A 20032-nucleotide genomic window follows, 5' to 3' on the forward strand; every position below is an offset into this window, starting at 1 on the left:
CTCAGGCACCCTCCTTCCCGTGACTCTGCACATCTCCGTGCGGCGATCCGTGGTCATCCGCACTGCCACCGTCGGCGCGGTTGGTCAGCCGGCCGAGGTAATGGGCGCGCGGACGGATGTTGAGCTCGGCCAGCGTCGCGTACGAGCGTTTTTCCTCGCGCAGCTTTGAAACCTCCGACTCCGGATCGTTGAGGTTGCCGAAGGTGATGGCACGTGTCGGGCAGGTCTGTGCGCACGCCGGCACGATCTCGCCGTCGGTCACCGGGCGGTTGTCGTTGCGGGCGGCGATGCGCACCGCTTCGATGCGTTGGATGCAGAAAGTGCACTTCTCCATCACGCCGCGCGACCGAACTGTGACCTCTGGGTTGAACTGCATCATCGTCGTGTCGGCGAGGTTTTTGTGATAGTTGAAGAAGTTGAACCGCCGGACCTTGAACGGGCAGTTGTTCGAGCAGTAGCGGGTCCCGACGCAACGGTTGTAGACCATCGCGTTGAGCCCATCGGTCGTGTGCTGGGTGGCAGCCACCGGACAGACCTGCTCGCAGGGAGCGTTTTCGCAGTGGACGCAGGTCATCGGCTGGAATGCAACCTCTGCGTCGTCCACATCTTCGGGCGCGACGCCCGGCTCCGTCTTGAAGTAGCGATCGATCCGGATCCACTGCATCTCGCGCTGGTTGAGGACCTGTTCACGGCCAACCACCGGAATGTTGTTCTCCGCCTGGCAGGCGACGACACAGGCGTTGCACCCGATGCAGGTGTTGAGATCGATTGCCATGCCCCACTGTTCACCCTCGTATTCGTGGTCCTTCCAGAGGGACACCAGCGGCGGGTGGTGCTCATGCTCGTGGAATATCTCCGGGTTGGCCAAGTAGGCGTCGAGCGACGCCTCGCGCACGAGATCGCCAACCCGGCGATTGCGCTCGCGGAAACCGAGGGTATCGATCGCGAAATGATCCTGGGTGGTGGCCAGGTTGTAGTGGCGCCCCGTTCCTCGAAGCCTCGCCCCGATCACGACGTGCGGCGAATCTGCCGTCCGCAACATGTAAGCGTTGACTCCGACCCCATCCCCCACTTGGCCGGCCGCCGTTCGACCGTAGCCGAGCGAGATCGTGACGCTTCCGTATGCCTGACCGGGTAACACGCAGGCCGGGATTTCGATCGTAGTTCCGGAGGCCTCGACTTCCACCACCTCGCCGTCAGAAATGCCGAGCTCGCGCGCGGTGGCCGGCGATATCAGGAGCGGGTTGTCCCACGTCACTTTGGTCAGAGCATCGGGAAGCTCCTGCAACCAGCCGTTATTGGCGAATCGTCCATCCCAGATTTTCGAATCCCTGGCCAACACGACCTCGGTGCGATCGGAGCTCGGCGGTGAATGGTCGAGCAATGCCCGAAGCTGATCCACCGCGACCGCGAGACGACCAGGTTCGAGGGAGGGCGTCACCGGTTCCCGTCCCGTACCTGCAATCACCCCGTCGTGCAACGCTCGCCGCCAGGCTCCCTCGAAGTCGAAATCCGAATCAGTGCTTTCGTTCCGGAATGTCTCCCGCACGAGGTCGTACCCGGACTTATTCTCCAGCCCCAAAACCGCCGCCAGGACCTCGATCGAAGACCTCCCGTCGTAGAGCGGTTGAATGAGAGGTTGTCCCATCGTCAGGGTGCCGTCCCATGCCCGGCCATCGCTCCAGCTCTCGAGGCCGTGGGACTGCGGCAGATGCCACGTGCAACGCCGAGAGGTCTCGTCGTCGTAGAGGCTGAGATGGATCGACACCGGGACCTTGGCCATGAGGTCTCCGAAGCGAAGGTCAGAGGGAGCGTTGTAGACCGGGTTACCGCCCAAGATCAGCAGGGTCCGCACCGCGCCCGAGCCGATCGCGGCTGCTAGCTCGGTGATCGACGCCATATGAGTGGGTCGATCGGGGTCCGGATCAGACGTGTAGGTGACGGTGGAACCGGTGGCTCCCAGCACCTCGTTGAGGACCGCCGCAAAAGCGTGCACCGCCGGCTCCTGCCGGGGCCCGACCAGAATGACACTCGACCCCCGATGGGAAGCGAGGTCTGCGGCAAGCGTTGCCGCAAATCCGCGCTCCCTGTCAGGGAGAGGCCCGCCCGACGCACCCGCGTATCCAGCCGCCGCTGGGGGCAGGTCGATTTGGTGCTCGGCCACCAGCAGGTGGGCCACGTGGGCAAGCAGCGCCGGAACACCTGCAGCCGGCACAGCCACACGATGGTCTGCACGAACGCCGGTCAAACTGAAGCTGGATTCCGCAGCGTATAGTCGAGCACCGAGTCCCGTTTCAGGATGACGGGCCGATGCGAAGTCCCGCGCCAGGCTCAGAGCCGTCGGGTGGTCAAAGAGCGGATCTGCATCGAAGCAGGCGACCACCTTGGCTGTGTCCAGCTTCGGATGGACTCTCAGAACCGATCCGAAGACCAGCCTCGTGCCTTCCCTCTCGTGATCCAGAGAGAGCGGCTCATACTCGTGCCACCTCGCCTGGGGATGGACTGCGAGGAACCGGTCGCGCAGCATCGCCCGGGTCGGTGACGACGAGGTATCTGCGAGAACCGCGACACCGGTTCCATCGCCCGAAAAATGCTCTGCCGCCGCTTCTTCAAAGTCGCTCCACCCTTTGACGAATTGCTGACCGCTGTTGCGTAACAGAAGCCGCCTGCTGCGATCCGGATCATAGAGCTGGAGGACATCTGCCTGGGCGACTGCGGTCAACGCGCCCAGACTGTCCGGGTGCTGATGGTTGCCTTCCGCCTTGATCGGCCGACCGTCGAAGGAGGTGACGAGCATCCCGAGCGCGACTCCGCCCAACTCCATGGAGGTCGCGAAGTGTTCCGGCACACCGGGTGTGCGACCTTCCGGACGGTGGGCGAAAGGAACGATTTCTTCCCTCGGCCAACGGCAGGCCGTGAGCCCGGCCATGGCGAGCGAAGCACCCATGACCTTGAGGAATTGTCGCCGCGTCGCCGGGGGCAGCCGGTCCCAGTCCTCGCCCGGAAACTCCCTCGCCACCGCCTCCTGGAACTCCGGGGTGCGCGCGAGCTCATCGAGGCTCCGCCAATATGTAGGGCCGTTTTTCTTGTGTTTCATCGATGGCATGTGTTGCAGTCCTGGGGTGGGTTGATGTTGTGGGTCTCGCGGAGTTTGGCGCCGAGGGCCAGTTGGTCTTCTTCGGGGACCCAGTCGAGCTGGAAAACGAACTCGACTGGTCTCAGATGGCGCTCTGGCTCGCGGTGGCAATCGAGACACCAACCCATGCTGAGAGGCTCCCGTTGGCTGACGACCTCCATGGTGTCGATCCGGCCATGGCAGGAGACACAGCCGATGCCTCGGCTCACGTGAGCCGAGTGGTTGAAATACACATAATCCGGCAGGTCATGAACGCGCACCCACTCGACCGGCATGCCGGTCGAGTAACTCTCGAAGACGGGAATGAGTTTTTCCGAGTTCGCGCGCACCGTTTTGTGGCAGTTCATGCACGTCTGGCTCGGAGGGATAGTCGCTTTCGCAGTCCGTTCAACGCCGGTGTGACAGTATCGACAGTCCATGCCCAGCTGACCGACATGCAGAGCGTGGCTGTAGGGCACCGGCTGGACGGGCTCGTATCCGACGTCGGTGGCGAGGGGTGAAAAACCGAAGGCAACGACCACCGTCGCATACAGCAATCCTCCCACAGCGGCAACCGCCACCGCGGGTCGCAGTACCCACGTCCATTTTGGGAAAATGAAGATATCATTGAACTTGTCTTCATTCATGAGAATGAATCCTAACTTCGTCCCAACCTTTAGTCAAGTCGATTTGAACGAGTAGAATAGCCCAATGAACAACGCCATGATCGACTTGCGATCAGATACCGTAACACATCCCACCGACTCGATGCGTAAAGCCATGGCCGGCGCCGAGGTCGGTGACGATGTCTACCGCGAGGACCCGACGATCAATCGTCTCGAAGAGCGGGCGGCTGGGTTGATGGGCCGGGAAGCCGCGGTATTCGTTCCGACCGGAACCATGGGCAATCAAATCGCGATCCACCTTCACACCCATCCGGGATCGGAGGTCGTCGCCGAGGCCGGTTCGCACATCTTCAACTTCGAGATGGGAGCGATGGCTGCCCTGTCCGGCGCCCTCCCACGGCCAGTCGATACGACCAACGGCATCCTCGAGCCCGATCAGCTGGATGCGGCCATCCAACCGCCGGCAGGCTATCGGACCCCGACCTCGCTGGTGGTGCTGGAAAACAGCCACAATCTCGCCGGCGGACGAATCACGCCGCCAGCCCAGATGGCGGCGCTGATTCACGTCGCCCGCAGCCACGGTCTTCCGGTCCACCTCGACGGCGCCCGCATCCACAACGCGGCCGCCGCACTCGGCATGTCGGCCGCTGAGTTGAGCGCCGGATGCGACACGGTGATGTTCTGTCTCTCCAAGGGACTTGGGGCTCCCGTCGGATCGCTGCTCGTCGGTAACGCCGATGCCATCGAAGAGGCGCGGCGGATCCGCAAGATGTTCGGTGGCGGCATGCGCCAGGCGGGGATCATCGCCGCAGCCGGACTGGTCGCACTCGACGAAGTGCTGCCGATGTTGGGCGAGGACAACCGCCGTGCACACGACCTCGGCGCGGGCCTCGCCGGTATTCCGGGCGTGGTGCTCGACCCGGACACGGTCGAGACCAACATCGTCTTCTTCTCACTCGCCGAAGACGCGTCGATGGACGCCGGGACACTGGCCACCCGCCTGGCCGATGAGGGTGTGCTCTGCCACCCGCTCGGTGGGGACAGCATTCGGATGGTGACCCACTATCACGTCAGCGACGAGGACATCGAACGGGCAGTCGAGATCACCTCCAGAGTTTTGAGTTCTCAGTTTTGAGTTTTGAGTTCCCACTCACGCCCCCTGCGATCCCTCCGGGCGGGCGGGGGACAACTCACAACTCAACACTCAAAACTGGCCTTGGCGGCGGGAGTCGAGCTCCTCGCGGAACTCGGGGACGTCGAGGTCCACGGTTGATGCGAGGCGCCAACCCGGAGCTTCCTTACGCCACAGAAGCGAAGCCGAACACGGCTCCGACACGCTGCCCAGGACAGAGCCTCTCGTGCCGACAACGGAGCCCCCGGTGCCCTCGACGCGCCCCCAGATGACGAACTCGATACCGACCCGGACTTCGTTTTCCGCAACCGACGGCCTGGTGAGAACGTAGTCGACGTCCAGATCGTCGTAGTCCTCCATCGCCCGTTTGAGATACCCGCCGAGGATTTCGAAATCGAGTCCCAGCGGATCCGAATAGCCGCGGGAGATCGAGGACATCACACCCAGCAACCGCTCCTCCTCGAAAGCTTCGATGGTCGCTGCAATCTTGCGCTTGACCACCTCACCGGCTGAGAAATAGTGTCGGATGGCGATCACCATGACCAATGCGACCGCCGCCGCCACAGCGAGCTTGATGGCACGAGGTGACATGTCGGGATCAGTGTACCGCACGGATGGCGCGAACCGGGGAGAAGCAAGGGAAGTGGACACCAGGCCGCCAGCAAATCCCCAGATCGGGAGGCGGGTGGAAAATTCGACATCCGAAATGCGTGGGCGGGCGGGCTACCCTGCCCCTTTTCTTCGCGCTTGGGTGACTCACCAGGTGCGCGGGGTGCGTCCGGCACGTCGATCGACGGCACCCCCGTAGAGCTCCACGTACCGCGCCGCAGAGTCTTCCCAGGAGAACCGACATTGCATGGCCCGCACCCGCATGGCGTCGATGTCGTCCGGTCGGTTATACCAGGTCCAGACAGCCCAACCGACCGTGTTGGCGATTGCCTTCGGCGTGAGATCGTCGAAGACGAAACCGGTGCCTTGGCCGGTTTTCTCGTCATAGTTCTCGACCGTATCGGCGAGACCGCCGGTACGGCGAACGATCGGCAAGGTGCCATATCGGAGGGAGTACATCTGGGTCAGACCGCACGGCTCGTACACGCTCGGCATAAGGAAGAAATCCGCCCCAGCCTCGATCAGGTGCGCCAGTGGATCGTTGTACTCGAGCGACACTGACAGGTTGGGGAGCTTTTTCGCCAGGATGCTCAACTCCTCCTCGCACCACCTGTCGCCCGTTCCCAAAATCACGAACTGGAGATCGAGTTCGTTGCAGATCGACCACAGGCTGCCGTGGGTCGGACCACACAACTGGCCGAATCCCTTCTGATCTACGAGCCTGCTGATCATGCCGACCAACGGCACCTTCGGATCGATCTCGAGGCCCATTGCCTCCTGCAGCCCCTCCTTGTTGATCGCCTTTCTTTCGAGGTTTTCGTGTGAGTAGTTGGCCGGGATGTGCAGATCCGTTTCCGGATTCCACACCTCATAGTCCATGCCATTCAGCACACCGAAGAGATCCGCGCTCCGTCGGCGCAGGAGACCGTCGAGGCCGCAGCCGAACTCCGGAGTCTGAATCTCCTCGGCATAAGTGGGCGAGACCGTCGTCAAAACGTCGGCGTTGTGAATGCCCGCCTGCAACAAGTTGAGGCCATCGGGTGATTGAAAGCCGGCGGACGAGTAGAGATCTTCCGCAACCGGGAGGTGGACGAATTCCTCCGTCGGAAATACGCCCTGATGGCCCAGATTGTGGATGGTGAGCATCGATCCGGTGGCGGCAAACTCGCCCTCGAGCTCGCGGTTGTAAAGGCAGACAGGAACCAGCGCGGCGGGCCAGTCGTGGACATGCATGATATCGGGATACCAGTCGAGCGCTCGGCACAGCTGGAAGGAACCCCGGCTGAGCAGGGCGAAGCGACGCAGGTTGTCGGGAAAGCCCGGTTCGTCCCGGGTTCCGTAGATGCCATCACGCCCGTAGAGGACCTCGTGATCCAGGAGATGGACGGGCACTTCACTGTCCGGCAGGCGGCCCTGATAGACGGCACACCACTCTTCCTTTTCGCCAAGGGGCACACCCAGCGGTTCGCCGACCCGCCGCAACCGTCCGATATCGATCGAGTAGTAACGCGGCAGGAGGATCCGGACGTCGTGTCCCTGCCGTCCGAGTTCCGCCGACAGCGCCGCCACCATGTCGCCAAGCCCGCCTGCCTTGGCAAACGGAACGACCTCGCTGGTGACCATGAGGATTTTGAACTTCGTATCAGCCAACACGACCCCCATCACGATCGCACCGAATGATAGCCGACTCTAAGGGGCGTACGATGCTGGATGCTGGATGCTGGATGCTGGATGCTGGATGCTGGACTCAACAAATCAATATATCGTCTTGCTGAATTGTCAAGGGGCTTGCCACGGCGAAGCCCAAGGGGCGAAGCCGGGTGGGCGGGCGGATCGAGTATCGAGTATCCAGAAACGAGCGTCCCGAATCGGGCGGGTGGGCGGATCCAGGATCTAGCATCCAGTATCGAACATCCAGAACCGGGCGGGAGGACGGGCAGGTCGCTAGATCAGTGCATCCTCTGTCCAACCGAGGCGAACCACCTCGATGCGCTCCTGATCGGCAACGCCGACGCCGTACTGGGTCTCCGCAACCTGGATGTGATGCGGAGGGGGGCTGATCGGGCGGTCGTCCCCGAAGTAGAGCTTCCGTTTTGCTTCGATCACCCGCGCACCGGTAGCGTCCACCGCCACCGGATCGAAACCGAGAATCAGGCCTCTATACGGCCACACGAACTCCTTCGAAAAGCTGTGCGGTCCAGTCGAGTGAAACTGCGGGGTCAGCATCACGAGGGCGTTGAGACGCACCTTCCCCTTGAGCTCTGGGCGGAGCCATATCGAGCCGAGCGGTGCGCAAGCGTCAGCGTGGTAGTCCGGGTAACGTTCGGTGAAGGTGATGACGTTTTTGAGACAGGTGCCGAGCCCCGCCCAGTTATGAGTGCGCATCGGCCGGGTGTTGATGAACGCCGTCGCGCGGCGGAAGACCGGGTTGGACTTGACCGCGCGATCGTCGACCGCGATATTCCCGGGGGCAACGCCAACCCTTTGGAGCTCGGCTCGCATCGCCTCTTCCAGAGCTGGCGGCGTGGGCAGGCGGGACCACACGTTGCTCTTGATGCCGACGACGTCTTCCGGCGAGAAGAGCTTTTTCCACGCCGACGCGGAGTCCTCGGTTCCGGTCAGCTCCACCAGACCCCGGTTGAGCATCCGGTGCAGAGCTTCCGATTCCGGCCGGCCCTCCTGATCGAGGACCGCACGATCGCGAATCAATACAACCCTGCTGGTGGGCTTACCTCCCCGGTCGCCGGCGTCCGAAGGTCTCGCGACCAGTCCCGACGCCGCTGCCGCGGTCCCCACCGCGAAAAAATCGCGGCGGCTGATCTTGGTGTCTCTCATCAGTCACCTCCCGTCACGTCTGCCAACAGTTCGTCGGCCACGGCTGAGGGCTCCGGCGAGAGCACGGCCGCCAAACGCGAGGCGCTCCTGAGCGTCTCAAGGCCCGCCGCCTCGGCGCCATTTTCGGCGGCCTTCGCCGTCGCCTCGTCCGGGTAGTCGGCCACCAGCAGCCAGGCGTTGCCGGCCGGACGCTCGTACCGGCCGAGCACCGCGTCGACATCGGGCCCGAGCTGCAGCACGTTTTCATACCCCAGGTACACGACGCCATTCAAAATCTCCTGCGTGTGGAAAAAGACGACCGAGCGTTGATCGAGCCCTTCAACCGGGAGCTCGGCCACCAGGGGTGAGGCCTCCCCAACGTCTGAAATTGCATCAGCCGCCGCGCGACCGATTTCGATCACCGCTTTCGCGGCCGCCTCACTCTCACCCTCGGCATAGACCGAGCCGAACCACGATCCCTTCCAAAACGAGAGCCATCCGAAACGAAAACGCCCGCCCTGACCGACCTCCACGTCCGTGCCGTCTCGATCGTGCGTGAAGACACCGAAGGCATCGGCAGGAGATGCCTGCTCGAAGAGATCGAGCACGATGTCCGGCTCGCCTTCGGGGCCTTCATAACGCCGAGACAGGCAGCGGAGCATCCCATAGGCCATATAGACCTCGGCGTGGCCGTCGATGTAGGAGTAGATCGACTCGGTATCGTAGACCTGGCCTCCATCGACAGCCCGCCACCCGGAGGCGCCGTCCGGTAGATTCGGCGTCACTCCCTGGCCTGCGCCGGGCTGGGTTGGGGCCTCTGAACAGGACATCATCGAACCCAGGATCGCGAAGACAAGGATGGGAACGAGGGCCGCCTGCCGCAACGCCATGTGCTCCTCCGGTGCCGGGATTTCACCGGTCGATGATAACAGGAGGCTGGGCAAGGAATTTTGAATTCTGAGTTTTGAGTTTTGAGTTCTGAGTTCTGAGTTTTGAGTTTTGAGTTTTGAGTTTTGAGTTCCCGCCCACACCCGCCAGAGACCGGGAGGGTGGCACATCCGAAATTCGAAATCCGAAACGGAAGAGGCGTAAGTCGACCGTGCTACCGTGCGCACATGCGTCGGGCCGCTCTCGCTCTGCTCGTTACCGGTCTGTCAGCCGCCGTTGGCTGTGCCCGACCGGAACCCGAACCGCCAGCCCCAAATGTGGTCCTGATCACCGTTGACGCCCTGCGCGCCGACTTCGTATCCTACGCCGGCCATCCGAACCAGACCTCGCCGGTGCTCGACGCCTTCGCCCGAGAGAACGTGATATTCACACAGGCGTTGACCTCTTTCCCCGGGACCGCGCCGGCGATGCCGTCCTTGATGACCGGCCTCTACCCGAGCTTTGAGAACGTGGACAGGTGGAGCAAGCAGACCCGCAACGGCTTCAACGAATTCGAGTCGCCAGATGAGGTCGAACGTCCCGGCCTGAGCGACCACCTGAGGATGCTGGCGGAGATTCTCCGCGATGCCGGCTATCAGACGCTGGGGTTTCACACCAATCCAAACCTCAGCACGACCGCCAATTTCCAGCAGGGATTCGAGGAGTACTTCCAGTTCGAGGACTATCTGACGAAGGTCAGGGCCGAGCGAAATCACAAGTTGATCGGGAACTACCCGCCCGCTCCGATCGTCGTCGACCGGGTGCTGAAGCGCCTCGACGCCGGCTTCGACAGGCCGGTTTTTCTCTGGATCCACTTCATGGAGCCACACAGCCCGTACCTTCCACCCGAGGAGTACGCCAGGCTCTTCGATCGAACCGACACCGGTGTCACCGACCTGGAGATCAACGAGTCTCTCTATCACCTCCTCTGGACCCAACAGGGATCCCTGAGAGTGGCTCGCGACTACCCGTCTCCCGAGGAGCGCGGCCTCGATCGCGACCAGTTCGTCGATCACATTCTGGGCCTGTACGAGGGCGAGATCCGATTCCTTGACGACCAACTTGAAATCCTCTTCGGCGGCTTCAAGGCCATGGGGTTGTGGGACAACACGATGGTGATGCTGACCGCCGACCATGGAGAGGAGTTCCTCGATCACGGCCAGGTCGCCCACACCGAGCTCACCGCCCTCGCCGAGGAACTCATCCGGATCCCGCTGGTCTTCAAGCTACCGGATGCCGGGCGTCGGGGTTTGGTCATCGACGATCTCGTGCGGATGGTTGATTTCGCGCCGACCATTCTCGACTATGCCGGCCTGCCGGCCGAGGCCGGGCAGATGGAGGGCGTCAGCCTGCGACCGCTCATCGAAAGCGGCGGCACACCGCCGATGACTGCCTTCTACAGCACGATCCACTACAACATAGTGCGCGATGCGCGCTGGAAATACCGACTGGAAAAAGGCGCCGACGGGAAAGGCCGGTCTGTCGAACGTCTGTTCGACATCGTCGCCGATCCGGCGGAATTGAATGACGTCGCCGGCCTCCATCCCGATATCGTCGAGCGGATGCGCGAAGAATATCGGGAGTTCGCCGAGATGCTGACTTCCAGAAGGCCGCCCAGCGACGCTCCAGGGGGCAAATCCATCGAGGAGATCGGTCCTGAAGAGCTGGAGCGCCTCGAGGCCCTGGGATATGTCAACGATTGACCATCGCCGTCCTCGTTTTCGAGTCTGTCCGGGTTACTCCCCGGCCACGATGCGACGGGTCGTTCCATTCCTCCTGCTGGCCAGCATCGCCCCCGCATGTCACGAGAAAACGGCCGCGGATCCCACCGTCGAACCACCCGAGAATGTGTTGATCGTCATGGTTGACACCCTGCGCGCGGATCATATGAGCACCTACGGATTCGGCAGAAGGACGACACCGTTCATCGACGGATTCTCGGAAGGTGCGGTGGTGTTCGAGCGTGCGCGATCCCAGGCCAGCTGCACCTTCCCGTCGGTGAATTCACTCTTGACCTCGCGCTATCCGGGGATCTTCACGGTTCAGGAAAAAGGCCGGTTCGGCATCCCCGAGGGAATCCCCTCCATCTCCGAGATCCTCGATGCGCACGGGTACAACACGGTAGCGATATCTGCAAGCCACATCGTCCGTGCGACTCCGAACGAATACAACCAATTCGGCGGGTTCGACCGAGGATTCGACACCTTCGTCGAGGGATGTCGATGGCTTCACGGCGCTTGTCTCTTGGGCAAGATCAAACGCCAGCTCGACGCTCTGGAAGAGCCCTATTTCCTTTACCTTCACTTCATGGAACCGCACTCACCCTACCGTCCTCCGAAACGATACACCCGAAGATTCGCGGGCGATTACGAGGGGTACGATTTCATCCGGAGAGGTGATCCCAACCCAATCGGCAAAATGCTCTACGCCGGTGGACCCGATCTCGAAATCGGCGATCTCGAGATCAATCATCTGATGGACCTTTACGATGACGAGATCCGCTACTTCGACGGCGTGTTCCATCGTCTGCTGGAAAGTCTCGAAGCGCGCGACCTGCTCGAACGAACTCTCATCGTGTTGGTGTCAGACCACGGCGAGGAATTTCTCGAACACGGTCATATCAAGCACTGCCGGGGCGTATGGGACACCGTGACCCATGTGCCACTGATCCTCCGCGTACCGGGCCTCGAAAACGGCCGGCGCATTGACGCAGCAGTCGGCAACATCGACATCGTACCGACCCTGCTCGATTACCTCGGCATCGACACGCAAGAATACGGCTTCGAGGGATCCAGCCTCCGCCCATTGATCGAGGGCCGGGAGACCACGCACCGATTCGCCTTTGCGGATGTCGGTCGGTATCGAAGCGTCGATGACGGTCGATTCCATCTGATATTCGATATCGCGAATGATCGTCTGACCCTGTTTGATGTCATGGCGGACCCCTTCGAGCAGCGCGACCTCTTCAATCCCTCCCACTCAGCAACAGAATCTCTGTCTCTCGAGCTCAACAACTGGCTCGCGAATACGGGCCAGCGTTTTCGCATCGACGAACACGCTGCCGGTGCACGAAACAAGGAGGAGGAGCTTCGCGCCCTCGGTTATCTCGAGTGAGGTTTCACTCGACGTAACCGAATGCGCGCAGGCGCTCCCGCTCTGCCTCACTGAGGTCAACCTGGTTGGCTTCCCCCTGCGAGCCGAAACGCCGGTACAGGTCGCTCGAGGCCTGATGATGCCTGCGCAACAAACCGCGGAGCTCGCGCACAGCATCTCCCCCACCGAGTTGGTTCTCCTCGCCCGGGTCAGTCGCCAGGTCGTAAATCCGCGGAGGCGATTTGCGATCGAAGATTCCCTTGAGATCACCGATGATGACGGCTTTGACCAGCGTCCCCGTGAAGACCGCCTCCTCCTGCCGTGGTGCACGGAGGTCCTGGCCGGGAAGCCCGTCGGCAGACAACCCTGCATATTCGAGCAGCGTCGGTGCGACGTCGATCGCGGAGCGCAGGTCGGTGTGAATCTCGCCTCGTCCCGCGCCGTACGGCCATTTGATGATCAGGGGGACGCGTACCACTTCCTCGTGCACCGTGTTGTGGCCGAACTCCCCTCGCTCGCCGAATGCCTCACCGTGGTCCGAGGTCACCACGACCAGCATCTGCTCCCACACTCCGCTCGCCCGCAATGTGTCAAAGAGCTGTCCCAAAGCGCCGTCGAGATAGCGGACACCTTCGTCATAGGTGTAGCGCAGGATCTCGGCGTCCTGTTCCTCGAGCGCCACATCACCGTGGTGGAGGCCATTGACGAACTGCGAGGCGCAGAGCCCATCGCGGCACCCGAATCCGCGGACACTGAACCGTTGGGCGATGCTCATTCTGTTCAGACCCGGCGCTTCGTAGGGAAGGATGGCAAAGTCCGAATGCGGCTCGAAGGTGTGGAGAAAGAAGAAGAAATTCTCGTCGCGATGATCGAGGACCCATTCGCCCGCCATCCGCGCCTGGCGGCCCGCCCGCCAGCGGGTCACCCGATAGCTGTCGAATCCCTTGTCGAAGCCCCACCGCGGGCTCAGCCAGGTGCAGTCGAAGACCAGCGCAGCGGTGGTGAGCCCTGTACTTCTAAGCCGCCCGGCGAGCGTCGGAATGCCGGGATCCATCGCCTGTTCGAGGTTGATGGCGCGGTGGGTTTCCGGGTAGAAGCCGGTCAACATCGAGGCATGGGACGGTTTGGTCCAGCTGGCAGCGGCGTAGTGTCTCGACCAGGCCTCGGCCTCGGAGACGAACCGATCGAGAGAGGGCGTCTGCACGGCCCCTCCCAGAGACCCGACGGCGTCCCCCCGCAGGGTGTCAACCGAGATCAACAGAATCTGTGTCGGCGCGGCCGCACCTTCCGCCACGGGCACCTGATGTATGACCGTGGCCTCGCGCAGAAAAAGGGAGCAACCCTCGTCGATCTCCGGTTCGAGCCACAGGCTCGCCTCCTGGCCGCCACCCGCATCGAGGGCCACCTTGCGGGTCCACCAGCCTCCTGCCGCACCGAGGTCGACCTCGAAATGACTCTTGCCACCGCGGCCCTCGTGCAAGCCGACGCGAAGAATCCCCTCCGTGCCGCCCTCTCGATTCTCCCCGCACTGAAGGAATCCACCGAGGGTCAGGCTCGCGTCGTGGCCCAGAGTCAATCTCGTGTGCACCCTCTGACCGGGACTCAGAGCGACCGCGACCCATGTCTCATCAGCGGCGACGACCTCGTCGGCGCTCAGCACTCCAGCTGACGACGCCAGGCGCCGCTCGCCGATCAAATCGAGAACTCGTTGTTCCGTCGGGCCGGGTTCATGGTCCCCACACCCGAGGGCGGCGATCAAAGCACAGCACAATGTAAAGGTTCTCGTGCAACGTCGAAGATGACACCGCCTCATGGCGAGCCATGGTACCCGACGACGCCTGTGAGTTACGAGTGCAAGATCCTAATTCCTCGCTCCAGATTCAATGCCAGCTTTTTCTCGAGCGACCAGCTCCGCCGCATACATCTCGTTGTACAGAATGGCGGTCTCCCAGAACCTGGCCTCGGCCATGTCCCACTGAGAATCGAGCAGGCCATCAAACGATCTCATCACCTCAGCTGCACCCAGCTTTCGCGCACGCAACAAAAGACGAAAAACGTGCGTCGCGCTGTCTACGGTCCGCTGGGCGAGGGTGAAGAGTGGGCTCGGATCGATCTCCTGCAAAACCCGATTGAAGACGTCGATAGCGAGATCGGTGTCGGCCTCGGGGGACAGATGGCCGCCACGGGTCATGTGATCGATCAGATAGGCACGATGCCAGTACTCGGCGAGCGCGACCGCTGCATCCTGGACGGTAAAAATGTAGATGATCTTGCGCCACAAGCGCGTGAGTATGTACTTGCCGACCTTGATCGGCAGCCACAGGCAGCCGGACAGGAACGACGACGGTGCCTCGACCGGACGACCCAACTCGGCGCGGACCTCGGGCGGGATAGGCCTCTCTCTCACGCGCCCGATCGTTCCGGGGATCCTCCGTCGGAAAATCCTCTCGAAGAAAATGTCGACCAACGGCACGGGGATCAGCATCGAGAGGCCAGCGCAGGTCGCATCGGCGAAAACGCGCCAATCGAATATCGAATCCCGACCTTCAGCACTCTGTTCCGCCACCAATCCTCCCGGAAATCCCCAGCAAGGTACCACGGTGTGAAAGACCCCGGATTGCGAATTTCGGTTTTCGAGTTTCTTGTTTCATACTGAAACCGTCGAGGCGGATGGCAGGCAATTCCGAATTCCTGATTCCGAATTCCTCATTCATTCTCCTGCTACACTCTCCGCCCATGTACGAACACGAACAACAGGTGGCTTCCGATATCGTCGCCGAGGTCTGCAGTCTCGCTCGTCGGGTCCAGGATCAAATCGCCGCCGCCAGCGATTCCGTTACCAAGAGTGATCGCTCGCCGGTCACGCTGGCGGATCTCGCAACCCAGGTCGTCGTCAGCCGTCGGCTGATGGACGCATTCCCCGGAGATCCCTTGCTGGCCGAGGAAAGCTCCGATGCCTTCGACAACTCCCCCAACATGGCCTCGAGGGTGCACGAACAAATTAAAATCCACATCCCTGATATCACGCGCGAATCGATGGTCGAGGCACTCGACCGCGGCGATCACGCCGGAGAGAGTGGACGGTACTGGGTCCTGGACCCGATCGACGGCACCAAAGGCTTCCTCCGCGGTGATCAGTATGCGATCGCCCTGGCCCTGGTGGATGCCGGTCGCGTCGTGGTCGGCGTCCTCGGGTGTCCCAATCTGCCGGCTTCCTCAGCCAACGCCGAATCCGCCACGGGGTACCTTTTCAGTGCGAGGATCGGAGAAGGAACGATCGCTCGGTCGATCGACGCCAGCGAGTGGCATGCAATTCAGACTGACGACATCTCGAACCCAGCCGAGGCAGTTCTCTGCGAGTCGGTGGAGGCCGCTCACGCGGCCCATTCGGTTCAAGGCAGGATCGCCAGCAGTCTCGGGATCTCGGCCCCTTCCTATCGCATTGACAGCCAGTGCAAGTACGCGGTGGTCGCCCGTGGCGACGCGTCGATCTACCTTCGTCTGCCTCGCGATGCCACCTACCGGGAGAAGGTCTGGGACCACGCGGCCGGTTCGCTGGTTGTCGAGGAAGCCGGGGGACGCGTGACCGATCTTCAGGGGCACTCTCTGGATTTCTCCAAGGGTCGGCTGCTCGGCAACGGGCAGGGCATCGTCTGCACGAACGGAGCAATTCACGATCAGGTCCTGGCCGCCTGTCGTGCTGAGCTCGGCCTGAATTGACGCAACGCCCGCCCCAAAATCGATACTCGTCTCTCGATGCTCGATTTGACGAATCACGACAACCCTATCGCCGAATTGCCAAGAGATCGGCGAATACGTCGAGTATCGAGAAACGAGAATCGCGGATCGAGTATCAGCCGCTGGGCGGCAGGACCGATCCCGAGTGCTCGAACTTGACCGCCCGCTTGCCGTTGGTGCAGGCCATACACGCCGGCGCGGATTTGATCACATGTTCGACAAAGGTCTCCTCGGGCATGTAGTAGAGCGCGTCCACTCCGAGCTCCACCCGCACCTCTTCGACGTCACCGTTGAACCGTGCGCCAATGAGCTCGTTCTGGGTCGGGGTATTGATGCCCTGAAAACAGGAATCGATCACCATTGGCCAAAGGGTACCAAAATAGACCTTTTTCGCTCCAGCGGCACGGAAGGCTCGAACGATCCGGGTCGCGTTGGTGCCGCGAACGATGCTGTCGTCGACCAGAAAAATCGTGCGCCCCTCCACCGCTTTGGCGTCAACCCGGAAATCGAGCATCGCGGCCTCATCCCGCGCCTCTTGAGTCTCCTCCATGAAGATGCGACCGCCATAGCGATATTTCGATACCGGAGTCGCATACTGCAGGGCCGTGCTGTCGAGCTCCTTTTCGAGCTTCCTCGCGAAGGCCTCCGCGCCCGGAATCGGCGAATGCGGAATCGGGACCACAAGGTCGATCTCTCGCACGAGGTCCGGCTGTTCGTCGAGCAGATACATGGCGAGCGTCCGGCCCGCCCGCCAGCGGAACGAACGGATGTTGTCGCCCATCATTTTTGACTCGACGTCGGCAAAGTAGATCAGCTCGAAGGCGCACGGGCGTGGATCGCGCTGAACGACGATGCGCTCTTCGATTTCGAGATCACGATCGATGAACAACGCCGCACCGTGCGGCACGTGCTCTTCGACCTCGAACCCGTTCTGCTCCAATGCAAGAGTCTCGGAGGCGATCATCACGGCCTCGCGCCCGTTGCGTCGCCGGCGCCCGAGCACCATCGGCCGGAACCCGTGCGGATCGCGAAAGGCGCACAGACCGTGCTTGGTCGCCATCACGGTTGAATACGCACCAGTGACCCGCTTCTGGCACTCCTCGACGGTGCGGAAAAAGAGTTCCTTTTCGCCAGCAGTGGGATCCAGACCTCGATGATGTTCCAGCCACAAACTGAATACGCGGAGCAGCGCCTCGCCGTCGCAGTCGGCGGCCAGGGTCTGCGAGCGATTTCTCAGCTCGTCCTCGATCTGCGGCACGTTCGTGATATGACCGTTGTGAGCCAAGGCGATCGCCACCATCGGGTCGAAGAAGGGCTGCGCGTTGTCGGTCCCTCCACCGCCGAAGGTCTTGTACCGGGTATGGGCAATTCCGAGGTCGCCCCGAAGGTGGGCCAGGGGTTTGAAGATGTCGTCGGCGAGGCCCTCTCCCTTTTCGATGGATACTCTCCGACGCACCGGGTCGAACACGAAGAGGCCCGCATAGGCCGGCCCGCGATGTTGGAGAAAGTGCGCACCGTTGCCGAGGTCGCCCACAACAGTTCTTCCGTTATTGCTGATGACGCCAACGATGCCGCACATCGGTCCTCCTTCGAGGCGCTCAATATAGAACAACTTTTTGGATTCTGAATTTTGACCGTCTCTCAAACCTGGACGCTCGATGCTCGATGCTGGAGGCTCGATGCTCAATCCTCGATTCAATAGATCGGCAAAATCCACCTTTGAATAGTCATAGCGTAAGCGGTTGGATCGAGTATCGAGGATCAAGCCTCGAGTATCGGAAGGGTCGGTCGAGAATCGGAAGGGTCGGTGGAAAAGCGGTCAAGAGCCTTGACGTTCGACCTCGCCGGTCATGGGAACGAATCGAACCGGGATCACAGACCGTTCGTCGAAGCCATCGGGAGTTCTGGTGATGACCCTCAGTTCCTGGTAGAAATCGCCAACCGGTATCACCATTTTCGCACCCACTGCGAGCTGCTCAAGCAGCGGATCCGGCACCCTTTCCGGCGCTGCGGTCACGATGATGCCGTCGAAGGGAGCCTCATCGGGCCAACCTCCGTATCCGTCTCCGCAACGGACTTCAACTGAATCGAAACCGAGCTCGGTCAGTGTCTGCGCAGCACGTTCACACAGACGCGCTCGAATTTCGATGGAACGAACCGCGACGCCCATCTGTGCGAGAACAGCCGCCTGGTAACCGGAGCCGGTGCCGATCTCCAACACCTTGTCTCCCTCGCCGGTCTCGAGCAGTTCGGACATCAGAGCGACGATGTAGGGTTGAGAAATCGTCTGCGAGTCTCCGATTGGCAACGGAGAATCCTGATACGCGGCGTCGCGGTAGTTTTCCGGCACGAAGAGATGGCGCGGTACCGCCCGCATGCTCTCGAGCACCAGCGGATCCTTGACACCGCGAGCCTCGATTTGCTGGCTCACCATGTTTTCGCGCTGCATGGTCCAATCCGGTTCCTCAGGCTTGTCGACCTGCCTGGCGCGGGAATTACACGCTCCCACCGACACCATCACCAGCGAGACAGCGGTCGCCAGGAACAAACGACTCACGTGACCGCAACGTCCCATCCGGATCTCCACCTTTCGTCGGGTCATCCTCCCAACTCCATTTCATGGTAATCCAGCCGGGTACGATTCACCATCATCACTACGGCAACGTTGTTTGCAACTCTCATGCCGAGATACGGCTCTGAATCCAGCCCACGGCTCCCCGGTCGTTTATCGGACTGTCGAGCGAGCATCGATTCTCACCTCCTTGACATGCCGCCACGCTGCAGCCACCATGTCCATCATGAGAAAAGACAATTGCACGAGCAGTTCCGAACCCACCGAGAACGATTTCACCCGGCGCGAGGCGATCGCGGTCGGCACGGCTGCAGCAGCGGCGATTTCGGCCGCAACGGCATTCCCGGCACGAGCGAGCGAATCTGGGATTGAGCCGGTCGCGGTGGCCTCAAAGAACGGTGTCGAGGCTGTGCGTCTCGCGGTCGAGCGCATGCAGGCCGGAGTCTCACCGGTTGAAGCCGCCGTGAAAGGCGTGTCTGTCGTCGAGGCCGACCCCGAGGACACCAGCGTCGGTTACGGCGGATTGCCAAACTCCGAGGGTGTCGTCCAACTCGATGCCTGCTGTATGGACGGACCGACGATGAGAGCCGGCGCAGTGGCGGCCCTCGAGGGATACATGCATCCCGCCCAGGTTGCCTTCGAAATCATGCGCCGCACAACCCGGGTGCTTCTGGTCGGTCAAGGCGCCGCTGGTTTCGCCAAAAGCCTCGGATTCCCGGAGGAAAACCTCCTTACCGAGCGTGCCCGCAAGATATGGCTCTACTGGAAGGGCCAGATGTCCGGTGTCGACGACTGGATCACACCGCCCGCGTTGACCGAAGATCCAGACGTCAGGCGATTCATCGAAAAGAACGGAGAGATTCGCCCGACTGGAACCATCAACCTCTGCGCCGTGAATCGAAACGGCGATCTCGGCGGCACCACGACGACATCCGGTCTGGCGTTCAAAATCCCGGGAAGGGTCGGCGACTCGCCACTGATCGGTGCCGGGCTCTTTGTCGACAATGAGATCGGAGCGGCCGGCTCCACCGGCCGAGGAGAGTCGGTGATCCAGATCTCGGGAGCTCATACGGTCGTCGAACTGATGCGAGCGGGGCAATCGCCCAGTGACGCCTGTCTTGGCGCCCTCGATCGACTGGTGCGGGCAACCCGGGTCCCGTACCTGCTCGACGGCGAGGGTCGGCCGAATTTCGACGTCAAATTCTACGCCGTCAACCGGGCGGGAGAGGCGGCCGGCGCCGCCATCTGGGCGGGCGCCGAATACGCACTTTGCCGCGGAGGTGAGAAAGCACGTCTGATGCCGTGCGACTCGCTCTACCCGACGAAAGCCCCTTGGAGACGAGACGCCAAGTAACTGTCCTCTTTCGAGGACGCCTCCCAGATCAGCGAGGACGCTTCCCCGCCAC

Annotated in this window: 15 protein-coding genes; 5 read left to right on the forward strand and 10 right to left on the reverse strand. The window is 61.8% G+C overall.

Annotation, left to right across the window (positions count from 1 at the left end; translation table 11 throughout):
• Position 1 precedes the first annotated feature (1 nt).
• Both LJE93_14655 and LJE93_14660 read right to left on the reverse strand, forming a co-directional pair.
• Positions 2–3097: a TAT-variant-translocated molybdopterin oxidoreductase gene (locus tag LJE93_14655; protein MCG6950150.1), complete on the reverse strand. Its 3096-nt coding sequence runs from the start codon at positions 3095–3097 to the stop codon at positions 2–4.
• On the reverse strand, positions 3094–3762 hold the full coding sequence (locus tag LJE93_14660; protein MCG6950151.1) for a cytochrome c family protein: 669 nt from the start codon (positions 3760–3762) through the stop codon (positions 3094–3096). Before LJE93_14660 ends, LJE93_14655 begins: the two co-directional genes overlap by 4 nt.
• A gap of 64 nt (positions 3763–3826) precedes the next feature.
• Between LJE93_14660 and LJE93_14665 the strand changes: the two genes are divergently transcribed.
• The gene (locus LJE93_14665) at positions 3827–4876 is read left to right on the forward strand and encodes an aminotransferase class I/II-fold pyridoxal phosphate-dependent enzyme (protein MCG6950152.1); all 1050 of its coding nucleotides are present in this window, start codon (positions 3827–3829) and stop codon (positions 4874–4876) included.
• Between the two features lie 69 nt (positions 4877–4945).
• Here LJE93_14665 and LJE93_14670 read toward each other — a convergent pair whose 3' ends face one another.
• From LJE93_14670 to LJE93_14685, 4 genes are all read right to left on the reverse strand, one after another.
• Positions 4946–5464 (reverse strand): hypothetical protein, encoded by a 519-nt coding sequence (locus LJE93_14670; protein ID MCG6950153.1) that lies wholly within the window; start codon positions 5462–5464, stop codon positions 4946–4948.
• 165 nt (positions 5465–5629) lie between these two features.
• Positions 5630–7105, reverse strand: coding sequence for a glycogen synthase (locus tag LJE93_14675; GenBank protein MCG6950154.1), 1476 nt, complete (start codon positions 7103–7105; stop codon positions 5630–5632).
• A gap of 321 nt (positions 7106–7426) precedes the next feature.
• Positions 7427–8317, reverse strand: a complete 891-nt coding sequence (locus LJE93_14680) for a DUF362 domain-containing protein (GenBank protein MCG6950155.1) — start codon at positions 8315–8317, stop codon at positions 7427–7429.
• Positions 8317–9186, reverse strand: a complete 870-nt coding sequence (locus tag LJE93_14685; GenBank protein ID MCG6950156.1) for a hypothetical protein — start codon at positions 9184–9186, stop codon at positions 8317–8319. The genes LJE93_14680 and LJE93_14685 overlap by 1 nt, the downstream gene beginning before the upstream one ends.
• Positions 9187–9411: 225 nt before the next feature.
• On the opposite strand from LJE93_14685, the gene LJE93_14690 reads away from it, so the two are divergent.
• Both LJE93_14690 and LJE93_14695 read left to right on the forward strand, forming a co-directional pair.
• A complete protein-coding gene (locus LJE93_14690) occupies positions 9412–10926 on the forward strand; it encodes a sulfatase-like hydrolase/transferase (protein MCG6950157.1) in 1515 nt (504 codons plus the stop codon).
• A gap of 49 nt (positions 10927–10975) precedes the next feature.
• Positions 10976–12337, forward strand: a complete 1362-nt coding sequence (locus LJE93_14695; GenBank protein MCG6950158.1) for a sulfatase — start codon at positions 10976–10978, stop codon at positions 12335–12337.
• A gap of 4 nt (positions 12338–12341) precedes the next feature.
• Here the strand turns inward: LJE93_14695 and LJE93_14700 are convergent, their stop codons facing one another.
• Positions 12342–14129, reverse strand: coding sequence for a sulfatase (locus tag LJE93_14700; protein ID MCG6950159.1), 1788 nt, complete (start codon positions 14127–14129; stop codon positions 12342–12344).
• A gap of 48 nt (positions 14130–14177) precedes the next feature.
• The gene (locus tag LJE93_14705) at positions 14178–14882 is read right to left on the reverse strand and encodes a hypothetical protein (protein ID MCG6950160.1); all 705 of its coding nucleotides are present in this window, start codon (positions 14880–14882) and stop codon (positions 14178–14180) included.
• 170 nt (positions 14883–15052) lie between these two features.
• Here LJE93_14705 and LJE93_14710 point away from each other — a divergent pair, with 170 nt between their 5' ends.
• The gene (locus tag LJE93_14710) at positions 15053–16036 is read left to right on the forward strand and encodes a 3'(2'),5'-bisphosphate nucleotidase (GenBank protein ID MCG6950161.1); all 984 of its coding nucleotides are present in this window, start codon (positions 15053–15055) and stop codon (positions 16034–16036) included.
• A gap of 133 nt (positions 16037–16169) precedes the next feature.
• On the opposite strand, the gene LJE93_14715 is transcribed toward LJE93_14710, so the two are convergent.
• Both LJE93_14715 and LJE93_14720 read right to left on the reverse strand, forming a co-directional pair.
• Positions 16170–17633, reverse strand: a complete 1464-nt coding sequence (locus LJE93_14715; protein ID MCG6950162.1) for a hypothetical protein — start codon at positions 17631–17633, stop codon at positions 16170–16172.
• Positions 17634–17873: 240 nt separating this feature from the next.
• Positions 17874–18656 carry a protein-L-isoaspartate(D-aspartate) O-methyltransferase gene (locus tag LJE93_14720; GenBank protein ID MCG6950163.1) on the reverse strand — a complete coding sequence of 261 codons (783 nt, stop codon included), beginning with the start codon at positions 18654–18656 and terminating at the stop codon, positions 17874–17876.
• 196 nt (positions 18657–18852) lie between these two features.
• On the opposite strand from LJE93_14720, the gene LJE93_14725 reads away from it, so the two are divergent.
• Entirely contained in the window at positions 18853–19980 is a 1128-nt protein-coding gene (locus LJE93_14725; GenBank protein MCG6950164.1) for a N(4)-(beta-N-acetylglucosaminyl)-L-asparaginase, read from the forward strand.
• Positions 19981–20032: the final 52 nt, after the last annotated feature.

The organism is Acidobacteriota bacterium, from assembly GCA_022340665.1.
Taxonomy (GTDB): domain Bacteria; phylum Acidobacteriota; class Thermoanaerobaculia; order Thermoanaerobaculales; family Sulfomarinibacteraceae; genus Sulfomarinibacter.

Coding starts and splice junctions, on each gene's coding strand:
- LJE93_14675 (MCG6950154.1), bottom strand. CDS start 7,105: ATGGTCACCAGCGAGGTCGTTCCGTTTGCCAAGGCAGGCGGGCTTGGC.
- LJE93_14680 (MCG6950155.1), bottom strand. CDS start 8,317: ATGAGAGACACCAAGATCAGCCGCCGCGATTTTTTCGCGGTGGGGACC.
- LJE93_14660 (MCG6950151.1), bottom strand. CDS start 3,762: ATGAATGAAGACAAGTTCAATGATATCTTCATTTTCCCAAAATGGACG.
- LJE93_14655 (MCG6950150.1), bottom strand. CDS start 3,097: ATGAAACACAAGAAAAACGGCCCTACATATTGGCGGAGCCTCGATGAG.
- LJE93_14665 (MCG6950152.1), top strand. CDS start 3,827: ATGAACAACGCCATGATCGACTTGCGATCAGATACCGTAACACATCCC.
- LJE93_14670 (MCG6950153.1), bottom strand. CDS start 5,464: ATGTCACCTCGTGCCATCAAGCTCGCTGTGGCGGCGGCGGTCGCATTG.
- LJE93_14710 (MCG6950161.1), top strand. CDS start 15,053: ATGTACGAACACGAACAACAGGTGGCTTCCGATATCGTCGCCGAGGTC.
- LJE93_14715 (MCG6950162.1), bottom strand. CDS start 17,633: ATGTGCGGCATCGTTGGCGTCATCAGCAATAACGGAAGAACTGTTGTG.
- LJE93_14690 (MCG6950157.1), top strand. CDS start 9,412: ATGCGTCGGGCCGCTCTCGCTCTGCTCGTTACCGGTCTGTCAGCCGCC.
- LJE93_14725 (MCG6950164.1), top strand. CDS start 18,853: ATGAGAAAAGACAATTGCACGAGCAGTTCCGAACCCACCGAGAACGAT.
- LJE93_14685 (MCG6950156.1), bottom strand. CDS start 9,186: ATGGCGTTGCGGCAGGCGGCCCTCGTTCCCATCCTTGTCTTCGCGATC.
- LJE93_14695 (MCG6950158.1), top strand. CDS start 10,976: ATGCGACGGGTCGTTCCATTCCTCCTGCTGGCCAGCATCGCCCCCGCA.
- LJE93_14700 (MCG6950159.1), bottom strand. CDS start 14,129: ATGAGGCGGTGTCATCTTCGACGTTGCACGAGAACCTTTACATTGTGC.
- LJE93_14720 (MCG6950163.1), bottom strand. CDS start 18,656: ATGACCCGACGAAAGGTGGAGATCCGGATGGGACGTTGCGGTCACGTG.